The 23,946-nt window shown below is 44.5% G+C and carries 18 protein-coding genes; 3 read left to right on the top strand and 15 right to left on the bottom strand.

From position 1 onward, the window contains the following. Nucleotides 1-39: 39 nt before the first annotated feature. A complete protein-coding gene (locus tag I2F76_RS05630) occupies nt 40-1,005 on the bottom strand; it encodes a hypothetical protein (protein WP_195327161.1) in 966 nt (321 codons plus the stop codon). Nucleotides 1,006-1,335: 330 nt separating this feature from the next. Between I2F76_RS05630 and pepF the strand changes: the two genes are divergently transcribed. After that, complete coding sequence (pepF, locus tag I2F76_RS05625; RefSeq protein WP_195327162.1) at nt 1,336-3,132, top strand: oligoendopeptidase F; 1,797 nt, start codon at nt 1,336-1,338, stop codon at nt 3,130-3,132. Nucleotides 3,133-3,182: 50 nt separating this feature from the next. On the opposite strand, the gene trxA is transcribed toward pepF, so the two are convergent. From trxA to I2F76_RS05590, 7 genes are all read right to left on the bottom strand, one after another. Then, a complete protein-coding gene (gene trxA, locus I2F76_RS05620) occupies nt 3,183-3,497 on the bottom strand; it encodes a thioredoxin (protein ID WP_003013593.1) in 315 nt (104 codons plus the stop codon). A 12-nt stretch (nt 3,498-3,509) separates the two neighbouring features. Then, nucleotides 3,510-3,734 (bottom strand): DUF4649 family protein, encoded by a 225-nt coding sequence (locus I2F76_RS05615; protein WP_021154401.1) that lies wholly within the window; start codon nt 3,732-3,734, stop codon nt 3,510-3,512. A gap of 340 nt (nt 3,735-4,074) precedes the next feature. Beyond that, on the bottom strand, nt 4,075-4,344 hold the full coding sequence (rpsO, locus tag I2F76_RS05610; protein WP_003004251.1) for a 30S ribosomal protein S15: 270 nt from the start codon (nt 4,342-4,344) through the stop codon (nt 4,075-4,077). Between the two features lie 411 nt (nt 4,345-4,755). Beyond that, the gene (locus I2F76_RS05605; protein ID WP_195487418.1) at nt 4,756-7,455 is read right to left on the bottom strand and encodes a Cna B-type domain-containing protein; all 2,700 of its coding nucleotides are present in this window, start codon (nt 7,453-7,455) and stop codon (nt 4,756-4,758) included. 372 nt (nt 7,456-7,827) lie between these two features. Beyond that, a complete protein-coding gene (locus I2F76_RS05600; RefSeq protein WP_195487417.1) occupies nt 7,828-8,556 on the bottom strand; it encodes a pseudouridine synthase in 729 nt (242 codons plus the stop codon). Then, nucleotides 8,547-9,710: an MFS transporter gene (locus I2F76_RS05595; protein WP_118397341.1), complete on the bottom strand. Its 1,164-nt coding sequence runs from the start codon at nt 9,708-9,710 to the stop codon at nt 8,547-8,549. Before I2F76_RS05595 ends, I2F76_RS05600 begins: the two co-directional genes overlap by 10 nt. Before the next feature lie 105 nt (nt 9,711-9,815). Continuing rightward, nucleotides 9,816-10,979 carry an MFS transporter gene (locus tag I2F76_RS05590; RefSeq protein ID WP_195487416.1) on the bottom strand — a complete coding sequence of 388 codons (1,164 nt, stop codon included), beginning with the start codon at nt 10,977-10,979 and terminating at the stop codon, nt 9,816-9,818. Between the two features lie 146 nt (nt 10,980-11,125). On the opposite strand from I2F76_RS05590, the gene I2F76_RS05585 reads away from it, so the two are divergent. Together I2F76_RS05585 and def are read left to right on the top strand one after the other, a co-directional pair. Beyond that, nucleotides 11,126-11,812 (top strand): cyclic nucleotide-binding domain-containing protein, encoded by a 687-nt coding sequence (locus I2F76_RS05585; protein WP_195487415.1) that lies wholly within the window; start codon nt 11,126-11,128, stop codon nt 11,810-11,812. Between the two features lie 60 nt (nt 11,813-11,872). Continuing rightward, nucleotides 11,873-12,487, top strand: coding sequence for a peptide deformylase (def, locus tag I2F76_RS05580; RefSeq protein WP_003004253.1), 615 nt, complete (start codon nt 11,873-11,875; stop codon nt 12,485-12,487). A gap of 52 nt (nt 12,488-12,539) precedes the next feature. On the opposite strand, the gene I2F76_RS05575 is transcribed toward def, so the two are convergent. From I2F76_RS05575 to I2F76_RS05545, 7 genes are all read right to left on the bottom strand, one after another. Then, nucleotides 12,540-13,544 carry a hypothetical protein gene (locus I2F76_RS05575; protein WP_070665112.1) on the bottom strand — a complete coding sequence of 335 codons (1,005 nt, stop codon included), beginning with the start codon at nt 13,542-13,544 and terminating at the stop codon, nt 12,540-12,542. 83 nt (nt 13,545-13,627) lie between these two features. After that, entirely contained in the window at nt 13,628-14,293 is a 666-nt protein-coding gene (locus I2F76_RS05570) for a DUF443 family protein (protein WP_070665111.1), read from the bottom strand. A gap of 206 nt (nt 14,294-14,499) precedes the next feature. Next, nucleotides 14,500-14,730, bottom strand: a complete 231-nt coding sequence (locus tag I2F76_RS05565) for a GlsB/YeaQ/YmgE family stress response membrane protein (protein ID WP_003010011.1) — start codon at nt 14,728-14,730, stop codon at nt 14,500-14,502. Nucleotides 14,731-14,739: 9 nt separating this feature from the next. Continuing rightward, a complete protein-coding gene (locus I2F76_RS05560) occupies nt 14,740-15,981 on the bottom strand; it encodes an aminopeptidase (RefSeq protein WP_070594811.1) in 1,242 nt (413 codons plus the stop codon). Between the two features lie 255 nt (nt 15,982-16,236). Further along, entirely contained in the window at nt 16,237-19,089 is a 2,853-nt protein-coding gene (locus tag I2F76_RS05555) for an AAA family ATPase (protein ID WP_195487414.1), read from the bottom strand. A 150-nt stretch (nt 19,090-19,239) separates the two neighbouring features. Then, nucleotides 19,240-19,389 (bottom strand): hypothetical protein, encoded by a 150-nt coding sequence (locus I2F76_RS05550; RefSeq protein ID WP_118228571.1) that lies wholly within the window; start codon nt 19,387-19,389, stop codon nt 19,240-19,242. Between the two features lie 17 nt (nt 19,390-19,406). Then, entirely contained in the window at nt 19,407-23,801 is a 4,395-nt protein-coding gene (locus I2F76_RS05545; RefSeq protein WP_195487413.1) for a PolC-type DNA polymerase III, read from the bottom strand. Nucleotides 23,802-23,946 lie beyond the last annotated feature (145 nt).

The following is a 23,946-nucleotide window of genomic DNA, read 5'->3' as shown; positions in this document are numbered from 1 at the left end:
TCCTTCTATTTACTTCCCTACCTATTTATCCCGGATTTCTTATCTTCCATAACGAATATTCTCAAGTTCACTTGCTACAGCACGTGATGCAGCAGCTGCTTCTTGTGTTTCTGCAATTTGTCTAGCACTTAAAATATTTGCATGTTCTTGAAGCTTGATCATTCGTTCTTGATTAATAATCTGCTCTTTTTCAAGTTCGATCATCTCTGCCTCAAAGGCTCGACGGGCTGCACGGTCTAAATATGTATCGTATAGATTAATTGCTTCCTTTATATTATCTGCTTTGAAATTATTAAACGCGTGAATAAGATAGTTCACTGCATCTAGTGCATAATAATCTTTAGGGTACCATCCTTGACCAATTGCTACAGCTTGATTCCGGAAATTTTCCATCAAACGTCCCTCTTGCTGATAGGCCAATTCTAATCGTTGATTTTCTGCAACTACTGCTTGGTAATCTCTTAAATGCTGCTCATTTTTATTACGAATACCTTTATTCACAAACGCAATCATGAGTTCCAGCTTATTTTGAATGATGAAATAGGTGGCTACAATTGATACTCCAAGTAGAATTAATGTTATAGGATTAGGAGTCAAAAGCAAACGTAGAGGGAATACCAGTAAGATCCCTCCCATAATCAGTGTCGCTGGATAAATCCAGCTATCCTTTGAACCTTTCATACGACGATACAATAGAAATAAAAATCCTGATAAGAATAATACTTCAAAGATAATATCTCCGATTAATCGATTCACAGCACCAAGTAAGATGACATACAATAAATCCCCTAATAGTATCGAAATACTTGAAAATACCATAATTGAAAAAGCAAGCTTGAGGGATTTATGAGACAATGTGTTGTCGTTATATTCATCTTGTTGAATCAATTTGGCTGTTCTCATTTGATTAACAAGTGTAACCTGACGTGAACGGGCTTGAATAAATCCCAATATATTCTCACGAATGAGTTCTAATTTAGAGACAATTTCTTCTCTTGTTTCCATATATAACCTCCCCTATCACTAATTAGCAACATTTTACTAAAATTTTGAATATAAGAATTGCCACAAAAAATTATCAAACAATCCTTATATTCTTTATAGCTATTAGTGTTGAGTATTGCATGAAATGCAATACTCTGATGTACTTAGTATATCAGCAAAATTTCAATCCATGTCTTACCTAAATATAGTAGTTAGAATTGAAATTTTAATCTAAAATGTTTTCCCAGCTCTTTTCAAGATTTTTACACAAGCATTTTCCCCTCTCCCCCTATGTTTCTGTCTTTTTTTCTGCTATACTTAGTATAGTTATTTGATCAAAAGGAGAACACTATGGAATTAAAAAAACGTTCTGAATTTCCTGAAAACGAACTCTGGGACCTCACAGCCCTCTACCAAGACCAGGAAGACTTCTTGCGCGCCATTGAAAAGACTCGCGAGGAAATCAATGAATTTGTCCGTAACTACAAGGGCAAGCTCCACACTTTTGAAGACTTTGAAGCTGCCTTTGCGGTCTTTGAACAAATTCAGATCCAACTCAGCCACATTGGCAACTACAGCTTTATGCCACAAACCACTGACTTTGGCGACGAAGCTTTTGCGGAAATTGCTCAAGCGGGAATGGATTTCGAAACTTGGGCCAGCGTCGAACTTTCCTTCTTTGATGATGCTTTGGTCGAAGCAGATGAAGATGTCCTCGAACGCCTGGGACAACTTCCTCACCTCACTTTTGCCATTCGCCAAGCCAAAATCAAGAAAGCTCACTACTTGGGAGCTGATGTGGAAAAGACCTTGACCAACCTTGGTGAAGTCTTCTACGGACCGCAAGACATCTATACCAAGATGCGGGCGGGCGACTTTGAAATGGCTGATTTCGAAGTGGATGGAAAAGTTTACAAGAATAGCTTTGTTACCTATGAAAACTTCTACCAAAACCATGAGAATGCAGAAGTCCGTGAAAAAGCCTTTCGTTCTTTCTCAGAAGGTCTCCGCAAGCACCAAAACACGGCTGCTGCTACCTATCTAGCCCAAGTTAAGTCTGAAAAGCTGATTGCAGATATGCGGGGCTACGACTCTGTCTTTGACTATCTCCTAGCTGAGCAGGAAGTGGATCGTGCCATGTTTGATCGTCAGATTGACCTGATCATGAAGGACTTTGCTCCGGTCGCTCAAAAATTCCTCAAACACGTGGCCAAGGTCAACGGCCTTGAAAAAATGACCTTTGCTGATTGGAAGTTGGATTTGGACAGTGCGCTCAACCCTGACGTTACCATTGATGACGCTTATGACTTGGTCATGAAATCTGTCGCACCACTTGGAGAAGAATATTCACACGAAATTGCCCGCTACCAAACCGAACGCTGGGTCGATTTCGCAGCCAATGAAGGCAAGGATTCCGGTGGTTATGCGGCAGATCCATACCGCGTCCATCCTTATGTCCTTATGAGCTGGACAGGACGGATGAGTGATGTTTACACCCTGATCCACGAGATCGGACACTCTGGTCAATTTATCTTCTCAGACAACAACCAAAGCTACTTCAACGCCCACATGTCGACCTACTATGTGGAAGCTCCTTCTACCTTTAACGAGCTCCTCCTCAGCGACTATTTGGAACACCAGTTTGACGATCCTCGTCAAAAACGCTTTGCTTTGGCTCACCGTTTGACAGATACCTACTTCCACAACTTCATCACCCACTTGTTGGAAGCAGCCTTCCAACGCAAGGTCTACACCCTGATTGAAGAAGGTGGAACCTTCGGCGCTAGCAAACTCAATAGCATCATGAAGGAAGTCTTGACAGAATTCTGGGGAGACGCCGTTGAAATCGATGACGACGCAGCTTTGACCTGGATGCGCCAAAGCCACTACTACATGGGGCTTTACAGCTACACCTACTCAGCTGGCTTGGTTATCTCAACAGCGGGTTACCTGCATTTGAAGAACTCCGAAAACGGAGCTAAAGATTGGCTAGACCTCCTTAAATCAGGTGGTAGCAAGACACCACTTGAGTCAGCCATGATCATCGGAGCAGATATCTCAACTGACAAACCACTCCGCGATACCATCCAATTCCTTTCGGACACTGTGGATCAAATCATTGCCTACAGTGCAGAATTGGGAGAATAAAATTCAAAAAAAGCTAAAGAAGGTTCATTCTTCTTTAGCTTTTTTGCTTTTTAACTCAACTCAGCCACAATGGCCTTAATTTGTGCTGCGGTATGCACTCCTGCTACTTGTTTAACAACCTGCCCATCTTTTTTAAAGAGCAAGGTTGGGATGGACATAATGCCGAAAGCACGCGCTGTTTCTGGATTTTCATCCACGTCCATTTTTAGGATTTTTAACTCATCTTCCGAAAGTTCTTCCGATAATTTTTCTAAAATAGGAGCTTGCATGCGACATGGACCACACCAGGTTGCCCAAAAGTCTACCAAGACCAAGCCTTCTTTGGTTTCTGCTTCAAATGTTGCGTCTGTAATTGCTTTTGCCATTTTCTTTCTCCTTTAGTTTTGGTACTGCGTCAAATCTTGCTTCATCAAATAGAAGAAGACATCTCCGTAAGTCCCTTGGTAATCCAATTCATACCCATTATAGGTCAGTTTCACAACAGGATAAAAATCTGCTACCCCAATCAAGCAGGCTTGTTGGGAGCGTTCAAACTCTTCGTAGGAATCAAAATGCATGACTCTTTCTTGTTTTGCACCGTCTAGATATGTAATTTCAATCATATCGATAACCTCTATTTCTTATGATGCATCAATTGTAACTCTAGATATTACATCTGTCAAACAAAACGACTTCCTCAGAATGATGGATCTTGTTCGATAAGGAAAAGACAAGAAAACAGCCCCCTGAATCCAGAGAGCTCCATTCTTGCTGGATAGAACGTTTCTAGACAAGGCGACGAACCGAAGATTGTACCGGATTTCTTCTGAAAACAAAAAATCTCCCCGAAGGGAGATAGATCTGGTCTATTTTACCTTACGATGCTAGGAACCGAAGCCGAAGATTATACTCGAGTATATCGAGGCAAGGTGACAACGCAGCGTAAGTGGAAAATAGAGCAGATTAACGACGAAGTCCAAGAGAGTTGATCAACTCACGGTAACGGTTAACGTCGTTTGTACGAAGGTAAGCCAACAAGTTACGACGGCGACCGATTTTCTTCATCAAACCACGGTAAGTAGCGTGGTCTTTTTTGTGTTGTTTGATGTGTTCGTTCAAGTGGTTGATTTCCCAAGTAAGGACAGCAACTTGTACTTCTACTGAACCAGTGTCACCTTCGTGACGTGCGTATTGTGCAATGATTTCATTTTTTTTCTCTTTTGAGATTGCCATGATAAGCTCCTTTTCTTTATGCTCTATCCGAGTGGCAGGTTTGGCATATCCTGCTACCAAGAAAGAGTTAGTTGTCTATTCGACCTTCTTATTCTACCAAGATTTCATCTTTCTGTCAAACACTTATGTTTCCTTTGAGAGGAGCTTTTCTCATTTCTAAAAAGAACCTTGGGAATATGGACAGTTTGATGGATCATTCTTCAAGCAACTTATTCAAAAGAGAGTGGGACAGAAATCGGTAATTCGTTAGAATTTGATTTCGTCGTCCCACCTCCGCACAGTTGAGTAGGGCTGTAAAAGCTGATGAAATCAGCGTAGTAGAGCCCACTCAACCACTGCGTCTTGCTCGACAATCCAAAAATAATTGAGAGGCTAGGACTTTTGTCCCAGCCTCTTTTATCGGTATGAAGCTTATTTCTCTTTCCGTTTACCACGCAAGAGCAAAGCCAAAGCAAAAATTGCTAAGAGGGCACCGAGTATGGTCAATCCGTAAGCAACAACTTCACCAGTTGATGGAAGAATTTTTTTCTTTCCTTCTTTTGGTGTAGTTGGAGTTTCTGGTTTTTCCGGTGTGCTTGGTGGCGTTGTAGGAGGAGTTGTTGGCGGTGTCGTTGGTGGTGTCGTCGGTGGAGTTGTTGGCGGTGTCGTTGGTGGTGTGGTAGGCGGAGTCGTTGGCGGTGTGCTTGGTGGGGTGGTAGGAGGTGTTGTTGGTGGCGTATGACGATTGGTTACCGTGAAACCATCAATGTTGCTTGTATAACCTGCTACTGGATCCTCTGTAATCGTGTAGGCAATCTTCTTACCTTCCTTGTATACAGGTAGATCCGTGAAGCTTGCCTGCCAATTATCAGTAGCTGTAATTTCTTTTACAGCCACTTCTTGACCATCCGCAAGGAGGCGAACTGTGATTTTTTCAGGACGAAGACCCTCTTTATTGTCTGCATCATCCCAGATCTTCTTGACCGCTACTTCCGTTACTTCTGGTGTGCGGCTATTGGTGATCACTACATTTCCCTTGTTACTGTCATCAACCGTACTAGTATAGCCTTTGACTGTTCCAACTTCTTTCACTTGGTACTGAATCTCTTTGCCTTTCGCTTTTAGAGGCAAATTGCTAAAGGTATGAGTCCAGTTATTTTTAGCAGAAAGTTCCACTTCTTTTCCTTGAGCTTTGCCGTCTGCATAAAGCTGTACCTTAATGGTGTTTGGACGTTTCCCATCTTGGTCATTGTTGTCTTCCCAACGTTTTGTAACAGTGACGCTGGTTTTACCAGGCTTGTAGCTATTGGTAATGGTTGTTCCATCAATCGCAGCAGAGTAATTGGCTACTGTGTCTTCTGTGACTGTGTAGACAATTTGTTTGCCGTGATTGTATTTTGGAAGATTGGTAAAGACTGTCTTCCAATCAGTCGCTGCACTTAGCTCTTGGCTAGCTACTTCTGTACCATCTGCAAGGAGACGAACAGTGACCTTGTCAGGACGAACACCATCTTGGTTGTCATTGTCTTTCCAAACTTTCGTTACTGGAATCTCAACAACTTCTGGTGTCCGAGTGTTGGTAATATTGGTTCCCTCAATAGTTGCTTCATAGCCTTCAACAGGTTCTTCTGAAACAGTGTAGGCAATGACATTGCCAGCATCATCGACCACATCGAGATTATCAAAATGATAAGCCCAAGTTCCTGTAGCATCTGGTTTCACTTCTTTAGAAGCGACTTTGACACCATTTGCTAGGAGGTTGACTGTGATTTTTGACGGACGCTTGCCATCTTGATCGTCATTGTCATTCCATGTCTTTTGACTAGCAACGCTTGTCTTTTCTTTTTGGTTCACAACATCACGAGAAATCGCGAGGTCATTTCCAAAATCGTCCTTGCTGATCTTGATAGGTTCTTTAGAGAGAACATAGCCTGTTGGAGCTTGAATTTCTTGAACCGTATAAGCTTGTTTGATCAAGCCCGTAATGGTACCAACACCATTCTCATCTGTCGTAATAGTTCCCACTTGCTCACCAGTATCATCTGCTGTCACAGCAAAGACAGCACCTGCAAGCGCTTGACCATTTTCACCTTTTTTATGAATAGTGAAGGAGTATTTCTCACCATTAAATTTTCCATCAAGGAACTGATACAGAATGTCTGCAACCTTATTTTGCTCCTTGATTTCTGTAGCTGTCATCTTCGCATTGTTTTTGTAGGAAGTATTGATGGCTGGGACCTTGTCCAAATAAACATCATAGCGAATTGTCATTCCTTGTTCTGGAGCTAGATCTCCGATGTGAACCGTTAGAGAACGACCATCGGCACTGACAACAGGGGAATAATTCTTGGTGACATTGGTGGTATCTCGTAAATGATAGGCACCATCTTCGTTATCGATCTGCCAAGTTCCAGTATGGATATTGACAGAATCTGCTTTGATTTTTCCATCTGTAAAGGCCAATTGGTCTTTAATATCAATATTATGAAGAGCTGTGTGACCTTGATTAATGTTCAAGGTATAGGTCAATTTTAATTTATTATCTGAGTTGGTCCAGCCCCATTTGCTAAAGACTTCTGGAGTAGGAGGATTTTCACCCGGATTGACCCCTTTGTAATCGATATTCCCACCTGAAATCACTTTCTTATCGATCGTGAGAGTAAAATCAAGTGTCTTTTGCCCTTTGACGACTTGGTGGTCTACACGCGCAAAGAAACGCAGTTTCCCTGTCACATTGGCCATTCTTTCAGGATAATCCGTGTAGGTTACAGTGATGACTTTTCTTTGATCATCTACCGTTGCTGTCGCGACCTTTTGACCACTTGGATCCAGCAGGTCAATGGTATCCGTTTCAAAGACCTTAAAGTCATCTCCAAGTTGGATAACGGTCTGATCTCCCTTTTTTACACGTCCATTTGGCAACACAAAGTTTGCTTCAACTTGAAAACTTTCCCAAACACCGAGTGGATCTGTAATGGCCCCACCAGTTGATTTCGAGATGTTTACAGATGTCACAACATCATTGATCGTATCTGCATGGACTTTAGCCGGACTATTGGGTTTGGCAAATCCTAAAGCCGCTACCAAAAATAGGACAACTGCTATCACAACAGAATAAAGCCTCTTTTTCATAAACGATTTTTCTCCTTTTTCTACGTTTACTAGATAAGGTATGTGAGTCGAAAAATTATCACTACATATTGTGATTTTATGCACAACCCATCTTTTTTCATTATAATCGATTTACTTTGAGAAGACAAGCTATTATATATGCTTTTTTGTATTTTAAGTACATTTTTTTGATACAAAGAAAAATAGAGAGTGGGACAGAAATCGGTCATTCGTTAGAATTCGATTTCGTCGTCCCACCTCCGCACAGTTGAGTAGGGCTATAAAAGCTGATGAAATCAGCGTAGTAGAGGCCACTCAACCACTGCGTCTTGCTCGACAATCTAAAAATAATTGAAAGGCTAGGACTTTTGTCCCAGCCTCTTGGTTTTTTGCTTATAAGGGAACTCCGAAGACCTCTAGGGACTTGAGTTCAGAAGGCTGGAGTCTCCGCCATTCTCCCAATTTCAGGCTTGGGTCTAGCGTTAGAGGACCCATAGAAATCCGCTCTAAATCCACCACTTCCTTGCCACAGGCAGCGACCATGCGCTTGACCTGATGGAATTTTCCTTCAGCGATTTCGATTTCGACGTAGGAGCTGGCGCTTGTCTCATCCACCTCTAAGATCTGCAACCTCGCAGGCAAAGTCGTGAAGTCTTTGAGGGCAATGCCTGCTTCAAAACGGGCCACATCTGCCTCATCCATGATCCCAGCCACCTGGGCACGGTAGACCTTCGACACATGTTTCTTCGGTGAAAGCATGGCATGGGCGAGCTTACCATTATTGGTCAAAAGGAGCAAGCCATGGGTATCGATATCTAGGCGCCCGACAGGAAAGACTTCCTTTTGACGGGCTGTCTCATCCAATAGATCCAAGACAGTTTGGTGATGGTCATCCTCAGTCGCTGAGATGACTCCAGCTGGTTTATGAAGCAGATAATACACAAAGGTTTCATGGACCAGATTTTCCCCCATAAAGGTCACCTGATCCTTGGCTGGATCAATCTGAAGTTTCCCTGCTGTCTCTTTTTTTCCATTCACTGCAATTTTCTTTTGCTTGAGGAGTTGCTTGACCTCGGTCCTACTCCCCACACCACAATCTACTAAAAATTTATCTAGCCGCATGATGTCTTCCCGCTCTTTCGCACAATCCAAAGGCCAAAAAAGGAAATCAGGATCATGAGGATACCAGAAAATCCAAAAATGAAGGCTGGAGCAGATGAGATAGTCCCTAATAGACTAAGGACAAAGGTCGTTGCGATCGAACCTGTACTACATCCCAAAACCGCCATGGACGTTGCCTGGCTCAAGACCCCTGCGGGCATCTTATCAGATAAGACATTGTAAACTGTTGTAAGAGCTACACTATAGGCAAAGCCTGCAAGGATGGTCACAATGGCAAGCATCCAGAGATTGGTAGAAAGCCCGATCAACAGTTGGGTCAAGCCATAGGCCACTCCCGAAACGAGCAACAAGCGATCGCGGAAGAGCTGGGTCAAGGGTGAGAAGGCTAATCCTGCAAGGATCCCGACAAATTGCATAGCTGCTAACATAATCCCTGCAGTTTGGGCAGTGCCATGCCCAACTTGCTCCACCACACTTGGAATCCGAACAGTAATCATGACATTAGATAAGACGATCGACGCCGCAACAACAGCTAAGCCTAGTGCCGTCCGCCATTGACCAGCTGTCATCTGATCATTCCGATGTTTCTCCTCTACACCAACTGTTTTCGAACTATATGGCACAAATAAGAGATACAAAAGTAAGATTGGAATACTGATACCGTAGACGAGAAAGGCAGCCTGCCAGCCAAAGCGAATCAAGAGACTCACTCCAAAGGTCAAAACAGCTGTCCCAACAACCTCTGCAGAACCCCGAATGCCAAGTGTTTGGACACGTTCTTTTCCTTTATAGCGCTCACTGATAATGGCAATGGCAGAAACATTGAGCAAGCCAACCGCCATCCCGAAAATAATCCGAGACAAAAAGACAACCGGATAAGCTGGACTGATTAAGGGAATAAAGCCACATAGAGCGTAAGCGACTAGGCCTATCACAATCATCTGACGCTCTGAAAATAGGCGCCCAATCCATTTATTGAAGATGAGTGAAACCATGATCCCTGCAGAAGGAAGCGAGACCAAGAGCTCAATCATGCTGTGAGGAATTCCCTTGTAATAGGCAAACATGGCCGACTGCGCACTCGAAATCGAAAACGAGGTCGTCAAAATAAATGAAAGCGCGAGAATACTCACTTTCTCCATGATTCTTTTCATTATTTTTTCCTTTAAACTATTCTTTTTTTCACACTCCTCCTATAATAACACGAGCTAGTGACAGGACGCAATAGATTGAATTAAAAAAACGAAATGATTTTTCAATCATTTCGTTCGTACTAGTAATTGTGAGGCGAAGACTCCTGTTAGGAGCATCAAAGCACCAATCAAGACAAAGAGCAGATGATTGGAAGGAGCTAGTGGCGTCACCAACTGGATGAAGAAAGAGGAGACGGCTGATCCAAGATTGCAGCCAATCAAGACAAGCGAGGTCGCAAGATTCAGAAGATTAGTCGGAATTTTTTCAGATAAGTGATAGAAGATACTGGTTACTCCTGTACTGTAGGTAAATCCTGCCAAGAGGGTTCCTAGAACCAGGCTCCACAGCTGTCCAGACAAGCCAATCAAGGCTAACGCTAGACCGAAACCAAAGCACATGATCATGAGCAAGTTCTTTTTGAAAACATGTGTCAAACTAGCAAATCCTACCCCTGCGACAATCCCTGTTAATTGCATCAGACTCAAGACGGTTCCAGCTGTTGTCGCTGTTCCCATATGAGCGTCAACAATGATATCCGGCACGCGCAGACTAATAATAGAATTGAAACAAATGATGATACCAGCAATCACGGCTAGCATCAGACTAAAACGCCATTGAGGGGAGCGAAGGCGTGCGGAACCTTTCTTTTTCTCCTTCAAGCTAGACTGTTTTTTCCCCTTAGGATAGGGGACAAAAAGGATATAGAGGAGTAAAATCAAGTAACCACCTCCATATACAGCAAAGATCGCTGGCCAGCCTAGGGGTAAGAGTTGTCCCACCATAAAAGTCAAGATGGCAGAACCCACCACTTCAGCAGACCCCCGATAGCCCAGCATCCGAGTCTTGTCATTGCCTGAGTAGCGTTCACTGATAATCGAAATAGCCTTGGCATTGATCATTCCTGTCCCCAAACCAAAGAGAAAACGACTCAGAAAGATGAGAGGATAGTCCTGCACGACCAAAGGCACAAGGCCGCTAGTTGAAAAGAGCAAGAGCCCTGCGACAATCATCTGGCGCTCACTCATCCACCGCTCGATCAGGCTATTTAAAAAGAGCATGACCACAACCGCAAAGGCCGGCAGGGAAACCAAGAGTTCCACCTGTCCTGCTGAATATCCGAATTGGCTGAAATAGGCCTTCATAGCTGGCAAACCGGCTGTAATTGAAAAAGATGAGATCAGCATGAGCGACAAGCTCAAGAGACTGATTCTTTCCATTGTTTTTTTCATTTTTTTATTTCCTACACTTTACTGGTAACATTTGACTTTACTAGTTTTTTTTAGAAAAGATTCAAACTAGTATTTTCAATAGAATCCTAGTATAATCAATTTAGAAAGAGAAAAATAGGACATTTGTCCTATTTTAGGAGATTAAGATGAAAAAAATTTCCCCATCTACGAAACTCATGGAGATCATCACTGACTACCAATTGGATCAGATCTTTCCAGGTGACTGTCTTAGTCAGCTGGATCTCGTTCTCTATCAGGCTGGAGAGTATATCTGCCGCCAGGGTTCTGACCAAGATGTCATTCCTTATTTTCTCAAAGGCCGGCTCAAGATCGTCCACAGTCTTGAAAATGGTAGCGACACAATCCTTGAAATCCAAGAAAAACCTGGACTCTTAGGAGAGATTGAGCTCCTGCTCGATCGGGTCTGTATCACATCGGTCATTGCAGACCAAGACTCGCTAGTCGTCCAGCTCCCAGCCCAGCACTTTAAGAAGCGCCTCCTGCTTGATCCAACCTTTTTGCGCTCTACGGCCAAGACCTTGGCTGAGAAATTGCACCAGATCAACTATTTGGCTCCTGCCAACTTTCATTATTCGGTCAAGGAACGCCTCGCTACTCATTTTATGGAACATTGCGATGAAAATGGGACCCTCAAGCCCAAGATGAATCAGCTGGCCCTGCATTTTGGGATCAGCTACCGCCACCTTAGCCGCGTCATCAAGCAGATGATCGAAGAGGGCTTAGTCCAAAGAGAAGGGAGAGTCTATACGATTTTAGATGCAAAAAGGATGAATGATTTGTCCATCAAACATGCGGAAACCGTCGACAGATAACTTTAATTTTAGGCTCTTTTGTGTTATCATGGAGGGTAGAAAGAAAGTGAGAGTAAAACGATGAAAGCAATTGAAAAAGTTACAAGAGCATCCCATTTGATTGATATGGATGACATTATCCGCGAAGGAAATCCCACACTTCGAGCGGTTGCGGAGGATGTGACCTTCCCTTTGTCTGACCAGGAAATTATCCTAGGTGAAAAAATGATGCAATTCTTGCACCATTCTCAAGACCCTGTCATGGCTGAAAAACTCGGCCTCCGTGGAGGAGTGGGACTCGCGGCCCCTCAGCTGGATATCTCAAAACGGATCATCGCTGTTTTGGTTCCCAATCCAGAAGATGCCGATGGCAACCCACCAAAAGAAGCCTATAGCCTTCAAGAAGTCATGTACAATCCAAAGGTTGTCGCCCATTCTGTTCAAGATGCAGCTCTTGGCGACGGGGAAGGCTGTCTCTCAGTAGACCGCAACGTCCCAGGCTATGTGGTTCGACATGCCCGCGTGACTGTTGAGTATTTCACAAAAGATGGGGAAAAGAAACGCATCAAACTCAAAGGCTACAACTCCATCGTCGTTCAACATGAAATCGACCACACCAACGGCATCATGTTCTATGACCGCATCAACCCAAACAACCCATTTGAAATCAAAGAAGGACTTTTGATTTTAGAATAGCGTAACCGACAAAAATACCTAACTGAGAAAACTCTCGGTTAGGTATTTTTTGTTATTTTTTGTCTTGCCTTTTATTCGAAAACTTGCGCATGATGGTACGCGCTATGCTAATGAAGAGGTCCAAGACGATTCCTAGGGTAACCATTCTGACAAACCACACTAATAAAATTGGTCGTCTTACCTTTGCATCAGCATATCCTAAATGATCAAGTGCTACAAACATCAATAGATAGCATACTATTTCTAACGGAATGCGAAGTTTAGCTTTTTTCAGACTGAAGCCTTTCAACCAACCCCATAGTAAATCCCACAACGTCGGATTCTCCTCAGGTTCATCCTCCCAGTAATCCTTGCTTTTCGTTTTCAAATACAAGAGGTAACCCACTTCTGTCAGCAATTGAGTAAAAGCGTAACTGAATAGTATGCTTACGGATACTCCTAGCACCACTCCATAATAGCCAGTAAGGGCCGCTCCTATCATGGAGCAGACGAAGATGATCGTTAGGGCATTGCTACTGTAACTACTTGATTTTGCGAAATAATTTCCCAGGGTTCTAGTTGGTGAAAAGCCAATCTTTAACTGCTTCTTAAGCCAAAAATGATGATAAATAAAGCCCAATAAGGTACAAATCACAAGAAAAGTAATGACGATGAAGCCATATTTCGGGAAACCTACTTCAAATTCCTTATTTGCAAGAGCAGAAACAATGATGAGCAAGCCCATGACTTGGAGCGATAAAAACATTCCTACATAGGTGAATAAGAGTAGAGTCGTTGACAACACTTGTCTTCTATATATAAATGCCCCCATTAACGGCAAGAAAAATGCAATGATATGGTAAAGACAATAGATGACGAGGATATCAAAAAACCAATGACTAAATGGTTTTATACCTTTCGATACATCATACGAATAAAAACAAAGGATTTCAAATGCGAACAGAAATACGCCTGTCCACGAATTGATCATCATAGCCGCTGAAGCGCGTGTATTGGCTAAACTTTTAAAGTAGACTTTGTTCGCCTGCTTAATATCGACTTTCTTTTCATTTTTCATAGCATGCTCCTTTCTAAAAAATTGTTTTAAGGGCCAAAAGCAGATGGACGCTGCTATTGCTTCTGGGTTTTACTCGACTGGATCTACTTGATTTTAGCTTTGAAATCGTCGCCTGGAGCATATAAACCTAAAATAGCTGATGCTAAATACATAAATGAAGTAACAAATAGGACCATATGAACAATTAGATTTGGTTTAATTTTACTCAAAACTGAGTAAATCATTGCACTTGACAAAAACAAAGGAACTATCAACAATAAAAGATTTCTTAGTACTATCCTAAATTTTGCTGGGCGACAATAGATTCTTTTAGCTTTCTTAGAAGCCATCATTCCAGTCTCTATTTTCCTAGTGCTCAGCCAAATACGAAGCCCAACAACAATACATAGAACAAGGATCATTAACACTAGATTCAGTAGATGGGAAGTAAAATATAAATAATCCTCTATCGGAAAAGCTCTACCTAGTAAAACTGCTAAGGAACCAGCACCAAGTGTTGAGATCCCCACTTTAGTCTGAGTTGAAAGCATGTTCTTATCTCCTTCAAGCACTTTCGGAGCTATTGCTTCTACTTCATCCTCTGTTAGCTGATAACCTTTATGAGGGACAAAATAGGTAAACCATGGAAGAAAATAACTTGTTATAATTGGCCGATCGACTTCCATTAAATACCATTCATTCTCTACTTTTAACAAACGATATCGAAAATTCATTTTCGGTAAATACTCGATTTTTGCGGGTTTAAACATAGATGTCTCTTACTTTCTATACTGTTTCATTCTTAGACGGAGAAACTAAACTAACTTTTCACCAGTCTACCACAGCCATAATTATCTTATTTAATCATAACAGAACATACCTTCCATCATACCTGATTTTACTTTGATGATCAAGTTTTGACTAAAAAAGAGGTTGGAAGATTTCCAACCACTCTATCTGTTTTAGCAAGTTAAACCTAGCTTCCTCTTTCCCAGAAGATGGCTAATAAAATCATGGCACCAAGAATCGATGGGATAATCGCTGTACCGTTTAGGCTTGGTCCCCAAGCACCAAAGAGTAATTGTCCTAAAAAGGCACCAATCCAGCCCAGGAACATTTTCCCAAAACATCCCATGCGTTCGCCACGATTGGTGATAGCTCCAGCTAGAAGTCCGATCAAAAGACCGACAAACATACTTCCAATCATAGTTTCTCCTTAAATTGCCCAATCTCCATTGCGGAAGACTGGGACGCGGGTGCCGTCTTCTCGGATGCCGTCGATATTCATTTGATTTGAGCCGATCATGAAGTCGACGTGAACGTCTGAGCGGTTAAGGCCGGCTGCTTCGAGTTCTTCTTCCGTGAACTCTGCACCACCTTCTACGCTGGTTGCATAGGCTGCCCCGATGGCCAAGTGGTTAGAGGCATTTTCATCAAAGAGAGTGTTAAAGAAGGTAATGCCTGATTGGGAAATTGGGCTTGGATCTGGTACGAGGGCACATTCACCCAAGGCACGCGCTCCCTTGTTTTTGAAGACCAAATCTTTCATGACTTGATCGCCTTTTTCAGCTGTGATATCCACAATTTCTCCATTTTCAAAAGTCACTTTGATCCCTTCGATGATGTTTCCGTTGTAGCTAAGCGGTTTTGTAGAGGTGACATAACCTTCTGCGCGACGGAAGTCAGGAGCTGTGAAGACCTCTTCTGTCGGCATGTTTGGCAAGAAGCTTTCACCTTGGGCATTGATGGCTCCGGCAGATTCCCAGACGTGATTTTTCGGCAAGCCAAGAGTCAAATCGGTGCCAGGCGCTGTGTAGTGAAGGGCTGAGAATTGTTCCTTATTTAGTGTATCTGCCTTGCTCTTGAGAATAGCTGCATGCTCTTCCCAAGCCTTGACTGGATCTTCCTCATAGACCCGGCAGGTCTTGAAGATTTGATCCCACAGGAGATCCACTGCTTCTTCATCGCTCGCCGCATTTGGGAAGACCTTTTTCGCCCATTCCAGTCCTGCTGCAGCAGCAACGGTCCAGCTGACCTTGTTGGATTGAGTAGCGATGCGCATTGGTTTCATGGCCATGCCCAAAGCCTTAGCTGAGGCAGAAAGCTTCTCTGCATCAACACCATTTAAGGCACCTGGATCAGACGAGCGCACACCCAAGCGACTAGCCTTGTGGTCTAAGAGGTAGTTCATCTCCGCGATCTTATAGTCTGGCACATTGTCCAAACGATCCATCGGTGCATGGAGGAATTTTTCCCGGGTAGTGAAGTCATCGGCCCATTGGACAATCACTTCGTGCGCACCCAAAGCATAGGCTTCCTTCACAATCAAGTGGGCCAATTCTCTTTGTTCCACATCAATGTTCAAGACCAAGGTATGGCCAGGTTGCACGTTGATGCCGTTCGCCACTAACAATTTAGCGTATTTTTCGAGGTTTTCTTTAAAATTTGGTAAAACCATTGTTTTCTCCTTCATAAGTGAATAATCTTCTCCTAGTATACCATAAGTTCATGCAAAAAGAGAGCGGGACAGAAATCGGTAATTCGTTAGAATTCGATTTCGTCGTCCCACCTCCGCACAGTTGAGTAGAGCTGTAAAAGCTGATGAAATCAGCGTAGTAGAGCCCACTCAACCACTGCGTCTTGCTCGACAATCCAAAAATAATTGAGAGGCTAGGACTTTTGTCCCAGCCTCCTTTTTCTTGTTCCTTCTAGCTTAAGGAAGAACATAGCCTTGATCATCCACGGTATGGGGTTGTTCAGAACTGCTATTCTCTCTCAAGGCTTCCAAATCTTGATCCAAAATGGAATTGTAGTCTGTACTACCTTCACGGGTTACCCGAGTTGATACTTGGCGCAAGAGTTTTTCATTGAGATTGCGAACCCAGCGACCATTACTATGGTCATTGGCACGCATATAATTCCCTTTCACAATCTCTCCATAAAGAGCTTCATTGACTTGGTAACCTTGCTTACGCAATCCTAACAGACCGATCTCCACGATCTCATCTGGGCTGTAGTCTTCAAAATCAAATGTAGTCGGGATTCGGCTTTGCAGACCTGAATTGACCTGCAAGAAGTCGTGCATCTCTTTCGTGTAACCAGCAAAGATAATGACGATATCACGACGGTGGTCCTCCATAAATTTGAGGACTTCATCCAAAGCTTCCTTCCCAAAATCATCATTTACACCGGTAAAGAGGGTATAGGCCTCATCGATAAAGAGGACACCACCCAGTGCACTCTCCAAAACTTCACGCGTCTTCAAAGCTGTTTGACCTTGGTAGCCTCCAACCAGATTGCTCCGCGATACTTCGATGAATTTCTTCTGATTGATCACCCCTTTTTGGAAGAGAATGTTACCCAAAATGCGGGCAACGGTGGTCTTCCCTGTACCGGGATTTCCAAGAAAGAGGGAGTGCAAGGTCGTATCTTCGACGATTCCTCCTTGTTCGGCCCGTTTTTGGTTGAACTCAGCCATGGCTACGAACTGTTCCACTTGCTCTTTCACCTTGGCAATGCCAACCAAACGATTGAGGGCGGCCATCCCATCTTCTTCCTTGTCGGCTCCTGCCTGGTACTTGCCTTGGTTAAGGACAGCATCGATATCGCTATTGAGGATGGTCTCAATATCATCGGAACCTTGGGCCACTACCCGATCTGCCATGGTCTTGGTCAATTGCTCATCCAGGTTACGGATCCAGCGACCATTGCTCTTATCTAGCGAGCCATCATAGGCCCGTTTGACATGACGCGCATAATAATCCCGGTCTTCGAGCTTGTAGTCCCCTTTGCTTAGGATCATTTCGCCCAGTTGGACAATCTCATCTCCTGTGAAATCTTCAAAGATGAAATTATTTGGTACCCGAGAACGAAGGCCTGGATTGGTCTTTAAGAACTCCTCCATTTCCTTGGTATAGCCGGCAAAGATAATCATGATGTCGTCACGATTGTCCTCCATAAATTTGAGGATGGTATTGATCGCCTCGATCCCAAAGTCCGCACCGCTGTCCTTTTTATCCAAGCTATAGGCTTCATCAATAAAGAGGATGCCTCCTCGCGCTTTTTCAAGCAGGGCTTGGGTCTGTTCAGCTGTTCCTCCAATATTTGAAGAGATCAGATCGGACTCCGTTGCTTCCACGAAACGGAATTCTTCTCCTGAGAGGACACCTGCATCAAAGAGCACTTGTCCCAACAGACGGGCCACAGTGGTTTTCCCTGTACCAGGATTTCCCATAAAGGCAGCATGCAAGGTTTGCTTTTCAGGAGCCTTGCCACTGGCGATTCGTTTCTTGTTAAATTCCACCATGTTGATCATTTTCTTGATCTCATGTTTGACTTTTTCAAGACCAATCAGGCTATTGAGTTCTTGAAGAGCATCTTGTTTCTTCTCTGGTTCAGAGTCTCTTGCGGTGGTTGGAGCCACCGTTGAATCCGTCGTCTGTCCCGTAGGAACGACTTGCGCATTGCCCTTGGCCACTTCTCTACCGACAAGATAATCACAGTCATCCTCAATTTCCTTGGTCAGATCACGCGCATCCCCTTGCTTATAGGTCATGGTGCCCACCTTCGCAAAAGCTCCACCTTGAAGCCGTATATTGGGATCCGCAATCTTATGACAAATCATATGCTCAGCCATCAGCACACCATCATCAAAAACGCCAAATGAAATGGTTTCGGCATTCTCATTCAAGAAGGTTGTTTCTCCAGTCAGGGAAGCAAAGGACTCTTCATAGACGCATAAAAATTCTGTAAATGTAGCCTGGTGAGCTCGGATCATACTATTGTATGAATTGATGGAGGTCATATGATCCGAATCCGAATTGAATTGAACATTATTATCAAGACAGACCCCAGTACCAGTAGGCAACTCAATTTTACAGTTTTCAGACTCCCAGATGACATTCCTCAACCAAACTGGTGGAAAGTCCTTTTCCAGATCCCCGCCTGTAATCGTTGAATTTTTTGCGATCACTTCTGAGTCCTTGGCATGGATCGTATTATTCCCAAATATTTCAATATGGACATTTTCTAAGGTCAATTTAGATCCTTCTGACAGATCAATCTTAGAAAAAATCGTTGAATTGCGAATAGACAATTCCGAAGCGGACATACCGATGGCACTTTGGTGTTTTTCCGGAACCTTCATCCCGACTCCTTCCAGTGTCAACTTCGAATGCGTATCCATATAGATAAAAAATTCATTATTTGTTGGAGTGGTTGCTTCAAAATAGACCTGTTTACAGATGATATCTGAGCTATTCCATAAGAGCAAGGTAGTGTAATTCCCACCAACTTTAAACCACAGATCTTCAAATGTCACCTGAGCTCCCTCTACAAATCGGAAGGAAGCCTCAATCGTGTTGTTAAACATGCGCCCATTGCCATTTGGATTTGGGACCACATGCCCCACAAAATGAAGGTTCTTGTCGATCTCGATCACTTTATTTGTCGGCCATTGAAAGACATACCCATTTTCAAACTCGATGGTATCACCATCCTGCGCTTTTTCAAGCGCATCCATAAAGTTCCAACTATTATTGTAAGGCCCTACTAAATATCTTGCCACGCGCTTTTCCTCTGTTTCATTTTTTCTGTTTCCTTGTTACAAACACTTGTCACTAAAAATTGTAACACAATCCAGTGCCAAAGAAAACACTTATCAGATCTGAAAGGACTGAAAAACCTCTATTTTCAAAAGGAAAATAGAGGCTGTCAGTTAATCTTTCAAGGCTGAAAATAAGCCGGCTAGAGCAATCGCTCCTGAGATCATCGCGGTGGAAAGGAGCAGCACATTGTCTGCCACTTCTAGCTTGTACTCAAAGACTTTTTCAGCTGGTTTGTCTTCTGCAAAAATTTCTACCTTCATGTTCTCCTCCTTTGTTTCTAGAACAAATCATCAAAGAGGCTCAACTGGTTATCCTCTGGCATATTGCTAAGAATGCCCATCTCATCCATCTTTTCAACCAGGGTGGACGAAACACCGCCGCGCTTCCGGAGCTCGGTCTTAGAGAGGAATTCTCCTTCTTCACGCGCCCGCACGATTTGCTTGGCAACGTTCTCTCCCAGACCATCCATAGCGACAAATGGCGGAATCAGGGTATCCCCATCAATCAAGAATTCTGTCGCCTGACTGCGATAGAGGTCTAGCTTGCCAAACTTGAAGCCCCGCTCCCACATTTCATTGACAATCTCAAGGGTGGTGTAGAGATCGATCTCTACATTAGAAGCTTCGTTGTTCTTGCGTTTTTCAGCGATTTCTTTCATCCGCGCTTTCACGGCCTCAAGGCCTGCACCCATGGTTTTGATGTCAAAAGCCTTGGCCCGAATCGAGAAGTAAGCACAGTAGTAATAAAGTGGATGATGTACCTTAAAGTAGGCTACACGAAGGGCCATCATAACATAGGCCGCCGCATGGGCTTTCGGGAACATGTACTTGATTTTTCCACAGGACTCGATGTACCATTCAGGGACATTGTTTTCCTTCATGGCTTGGATGTAGCCATTGCGCTCTTCTTCTGAGATCTTGAGCCACATCCCTTTCCTCACGCGCTCCATGATGGTAAAGGCCATCTTAGGCTTGAGACCCGCGTGCATGAGGTACACCATGATGTCGTCCCGACACCCGATAACGGTCGATAGATCGGCAATGCCCGCCTTGATCAAGTCTTGGGCATTTCCCAACCACACGTCGGTACCGTGAGAAAGACCAGAGAGCTGAAGTAACTCTGCGAAGGTCGTCGGATGAGTCTCTTCGACCATGCCCCGAACAAAGTTGGTCCCAAACTCTGGAATCCCCAACATCCCTGTCGGTGTTCCAATCTGCTCGGCTGTTACCCCTAGCACTTCTGTCCCAGAAAAGAGGGCCATGACCCCTGGATCATCCATAGGGATATCATTTGGATCAATACCTGACAAGTCCTGGAGCTTCCGAATCATGGTCGGATCATCATGTCCCAGGACATCGAGTTTGAGGACGTTTTCATCGATATCGTGGAAGTTAAAGTGAGTGGTCTGCCATTCAGCGGTCACATCATCTGCCGGATACTGGACCGGAGTAAAGTCATAGACATCCATATAGTTTGGAATAACAACGATTCCCCCCGGGTGCTGACCGGTCGTCCGTTTGACCCCAGCTGCACCAAGAGCTAAGCGTTCGACCTCGGCATCTCGGTAGTACTTGCCAAAATCCCGCTCATAGCCCTTGACAAAACCATAGGCGGTCTTAGCTGCGACCGTACCTACCGTTCCTGCCCGGAAGGCATATTCTTCCCCAAAGATATCCCGGACATCTAAGTGGGCACTCGGCTGGTCTTCCCCAGAGAAGTTCAAATCGATATCGGGTACCTTGTCCCCATCGAAACCAAGGAAGGTTTCAAAAGGAATATCTTGTCCATTTTTGCTGAGCTTATGGCCACAGTTTAGACAATCCTTGTCCGGCATATCAAAACCAGATCCATAAGAACCGTCGGTGATGAATTCACTGTACTGGCACTGGCTACAAACATAGTGAGGCGAAAGTGGATTGACCTCGGTGATCCCGATCATGGTCGCGACAAAGCTAGATCCGACGGATCCACGCGATCCAACCAGGTAGCCCCGCTCATTGGAACGGTGCACCAGCATCTGTGAAGCCAGATAAATCACGGCAAAGCCATTCCCCAAGATAGAGGTTAATTCCTTTTCAATCCGCAGATCGACAATATCAGGGAGCGGATTACCATAGATCTCAAAGGCCCGCTTATAGGTCAATTCCGCAACCGTTTCTTCGGCCTTGTCGATAAATGGCGTATAGAGGTCCCCCTTGACCACTTCGACCGGCTCAAAGGTCTCTGCGAGTGCATTGGTGTTTTCAATAACAATCTTGCGCGCCAAGTCTTCTCCCAAAAAGGCAAATTCGTCCAGCATTTCATTGGTAGTTCTGAAATGCGCTTTTGGCAGAGGCGCTGGCTGGGCATCTTCTCCGTGCCCAATGGTCCGGTTGATCATGGCCCCTTGACCGAGACTACGGACAATGATCTCCCGATAGATCTCATCTTCCGGCTCCAGATAGTGGACATTTCCTGTCGCAAGAACGGGCTTGCCGAGACGATCCCCCACTTCGATCAAGCTCTTGATAATGGTCTGGAGCTCGTCCATGTCCTTGACCTGCTCCTTGGCAATGAGGGGCGCATAGATAGCCGGTGGCATAACCTCGATAAAGTCGTAGTACTTAGCCACTTCGACTGCCGCATCCACACCTTGCGACATGACCGCATCAAAGACTTCCCCTTCTGAGCAGGCCGATCCGAGGATCAAGCCCTCGCGGTGGGCGTCCAGCACAGTCTTGGGAATCCGAGGGACTCCTTCGAAATACTTGGTCCCAGAAAGTGAGACCAGTTTAAACATGTTCTTAAGGCCGGTCTGATTCTTGACATAAAGAGTCGCATGCTTGACTCGAGCCTTCTTATAAGAATTTTCATCGATCAAATCGATATTCAGATCCTTGAGATTGGTCACCCCGTGCTTTTCAGCGACATCTTTGATGAAGATAAAGAGCAGGCGCCCCGTCGCTTCCGCATCGTAGTTGGCCATGTGGTGATGCTCCAAGCCTACCCCAAAGCGCTTGGTCAATGGCCCCAAACCATGCCGTTTAAAATCTGGATAGAGGTTGCGGGCGAATTCCAGGGTATCGATGACCGGTTGAGTGATCTTGGGAAGACCATGACGCTCATAGTTGGCATTCATGAAGCCCACGTCAAAGGTGGCATTGTGGGCAACGAGAACCGTTCCCTCACAGAAGGCCTGAAACTCCTTCAAGACCTGTACCAAGGGCTTAGCCCCACGGACATGCTCGTTGGTGATCCCTGTCAATTGGGTCGTAAAGGCGGACAGAGGATGGCCCGGATCGATAAACTCATCAAACTCCTCAATGACATTGCCCTTGTACATCTTAGAAGCGGCGACCTGGATCAAGTCATTGTAAATGGCCGAAAGTCCCGTCGTTTCCACGTCAAAGACCACATAAGTCGCTTCATTGAGGTCCAGATCTACCTCGTTATAGGTGATGGGCACCTTGTCCTCTACGATATTGGCTTCCATCCCATAGATCAGCTGGATTCCAGCTTTCTTGGCTGCTTTAAAGCCATGCGGGAAACTCTGCACATTGCCATGGTCAGTGATAGCTACCGCTTTGTGGCCCCACTCAGCTGCCTTGGCGATCAGCTCTTCGACTTCTGGCAGGGCATCCATCGTCGACATATTGGTATGGGCATGGAATTCCACCCGGCGCTCGCCTTCTGGCATCAGGTCCTTGCGGGCATAATGCACGACTTCCTGGATGTCTTGGACATTCATGGTCAAGTCGCGCGTGAAATTGTTCATTTCGATATTTCCCCGCACCCGTAGCCAGCTGTTCTTCTTGATCATGTCAAACTTCTGGGCTTCTTCCTCATTTTTGACCCATTTCTGAAGAGAAAAACTCGAAGTATAGTCGGTCATCTTAAAGCTGATCAAGACCCGACCGGTCCGTGTCACCTTGTGCTCCACGTCAAAGACCACACCCTCAAAGACAATTCGGTTCTCTTCTGTCGTAATCTCGATCATCGAAGTGATCTCAGCCTTGTCTAGCTTAGGTTTAGCCGCAGCCTTCTTAGCCTTAAAATCAAAGGCCGGCTTTTCTTCAACTGCTGGCGGCGGAGCCATTTGAGCCAAGGATTCCATAGCCCGCAGAGTCTCCTCATTTGCCGCTTGGAAGATCTTTTCATTTTCCTCCTCAAAGCGTGCCACTTCTTGCTCTGTCAACTCCTCATCAGACTCCACCCGACAGGTGAAATGCGGAAAACCAAAGGATTCCAACTGCTTGGCAAGATTGGGCAAATGATTCTTACGAAAATGCTCCGTATCAACCGAAGAAGGCCCAGAGATGATCAATTCCTGCCCTTCCGCGCGCACCTGCAAGTCTTGGTAGAGCCCCTTAAATCCTTGACTGGCGCAAGGCCCATCCTCAAAGACCTCACGATAGTAGGCCTGCAATAAATCAGTAGAAAAGCCCTGATTGGCCACTTGGATGGTAAAGGTCGCCTGGTTTCCCGTCTTTGAAAATTCGTCCTTCAAGCGCTGGCGCAATTCCTTAAACAAAGCAATCGGCAAAACTTCCGCAAAAGCAAAGCGGAACTCCCAAACCCGACTAACCTTGTGCACCACGACTTCTTGAATCTCCGCATGCAAAAAGGCACTGGAAGATCGCATCTCCAGCGGCATATCCAGCTGATCCATTAAAATTTCAAAGGTGTTGGACATTGTTTCTCCCTTGATCTTGATTCTTTTGCTCGCTTTTGAGTAACCTACTTTCTAAGAAAAAACAGGCCATTCAAAAACATTCGTAACCCTTATTTTATCACAATTTAAGGATTAATTCGAGGGAGAAGTGAAGACGAAAAAATCA

This window comes from Streptococcus parasanguinis (assembly GCF_015557775.1).
Lineage (GTDB): Bacteria > Bacillota > Bacilli > Lactobacillales > Streptococcaceae > Streptococcus > Streptococcus parasanguinis_AA.
This window is presented reverse-complemented; position numbering and strand designations above follow the sequence as displayed.

Excerpts from the sequence above, each read along its gene's own strand:
- I2F76_RS05630 (WP_195327161.1), bottom strand. The coding sequence starts at position 1,005 with ATGGAAACAAGAGAAGAAATTGTCTCTAAATTAGAACTCATTCGTGAG.
- pepF (WP_195327162.1), top strand. The coding sequence starts at position 1,336 with ATGGAATTAAAAAAACGTTCTGAATTTCCTGAAAACGAACTCTGGGAC.
- trxA (WP_003013593.1), bottom strand. The coding sequence starts at position 3,497 with ATGGCAAAAGCAATTACAGACGCAACATTTGAAGCAGAAACCAAAGAA.
- I2F76_RS05615 (WP_021154401.1), bottom strand. The coding sequence starts at position 3,734 with ATGATTGAAATTACATATCTAGACGGTGCAAAACAAGAAAGAGTCATG.
- rpsO (WP_003004251.1), bottom strand. The coding sequence starts at position 4,344 with ATGGCAATCTCAAAAGAGAAAAAAAATGAAATCATTGCACAATACGCA.
- I2F76_RS05605 (WP_195487418.1), bottom strand. The coding sequence starts at position 7,455 with ATGAAAAAGAGGCTTTATTCTGTTGTGATAGCAGTTGTCCTATTTTTG.
- I2F76_RS05600 (WP_195487417.1), bottom strand. The coding sequence starts at position 8,556 with ATGCGGCTAGATAAATTTTTAGTAGATTGTGGTGTGGGGAGTAGGACC.
- I2F76_RS05595 (WP_118397341.1), bottom strand. The coding sequence starts at position 9,710 with ATGAAAAGAATCATGGAGAAAGTGAGTATTCTCGCGCTTTCATTTATT.
- I2F76_RS05590 (WP_195487416.1), bottom strand. The coding sequence starts at position 10,979 with ATGAAAAAAACAATGGAAAGAATCAGTCTCTTGAGCTTGTCGCTCATG.
- I2F76_RS05585 (WP_195487415.1), top strand. The coding sequence starts at position 11,126 with ATGAAAAAAATTTCCCCATCTACGAAACTCATGGAGATCATCACTGAC.
- def (WP_003004253.1), top strand. The coding sequence starts at position 11,873 with ATGAAAGCAATTGAAAAAGTTACAAGAGCATCCCATTTGATTGATATG.
- I2F76_RS05575 (WP_070665112.1), bottom strand. The coding sequence starts at position 13,544 with ATGAAAAATGAAAAGAAAGTCGATATTAAGCAGGCGAACAAAGTCTAC.
- I2F76_RS05570 (WP_070665111.1), bottom strand. The coding sequence starts at position 14,293 with ATGTTTAAACCCGCAAAAATCGAGTATTTACCGAAAATGAATTTTCGA.
- I2F76_RS05565 (WP_003010011.1), bottom strand. The coding sequence starts at position 14,730 with ATGATTGGAAGTATGTTTGTCGGTCTTTTGATCGGACTTCTAGCTGGA.
- I2F76_RS05560 (WP_070594811.1), bottom strand. The coding sequence starts at position 15,981 with ATGGTTTTACCAAATTTTAAAGAAAACCTCGAAAAATACGCTAAATTG.
- I2F76_RS05550 (WP_118228571.1), bottom strand. The coding sequence starts at position 19,389 with ATGAAGGTAGAAATTTTTGCAGAAGACAAACCAGCTGAAAAAGTCTTT.
- I2F76_RS05545 (WP_195487413.1), bottom strand. The coding sequence starts at position 23,801 with ATGTCCAACACCTTTGAAATTTTAATGGATCAGCTGGATATGCCGCTG.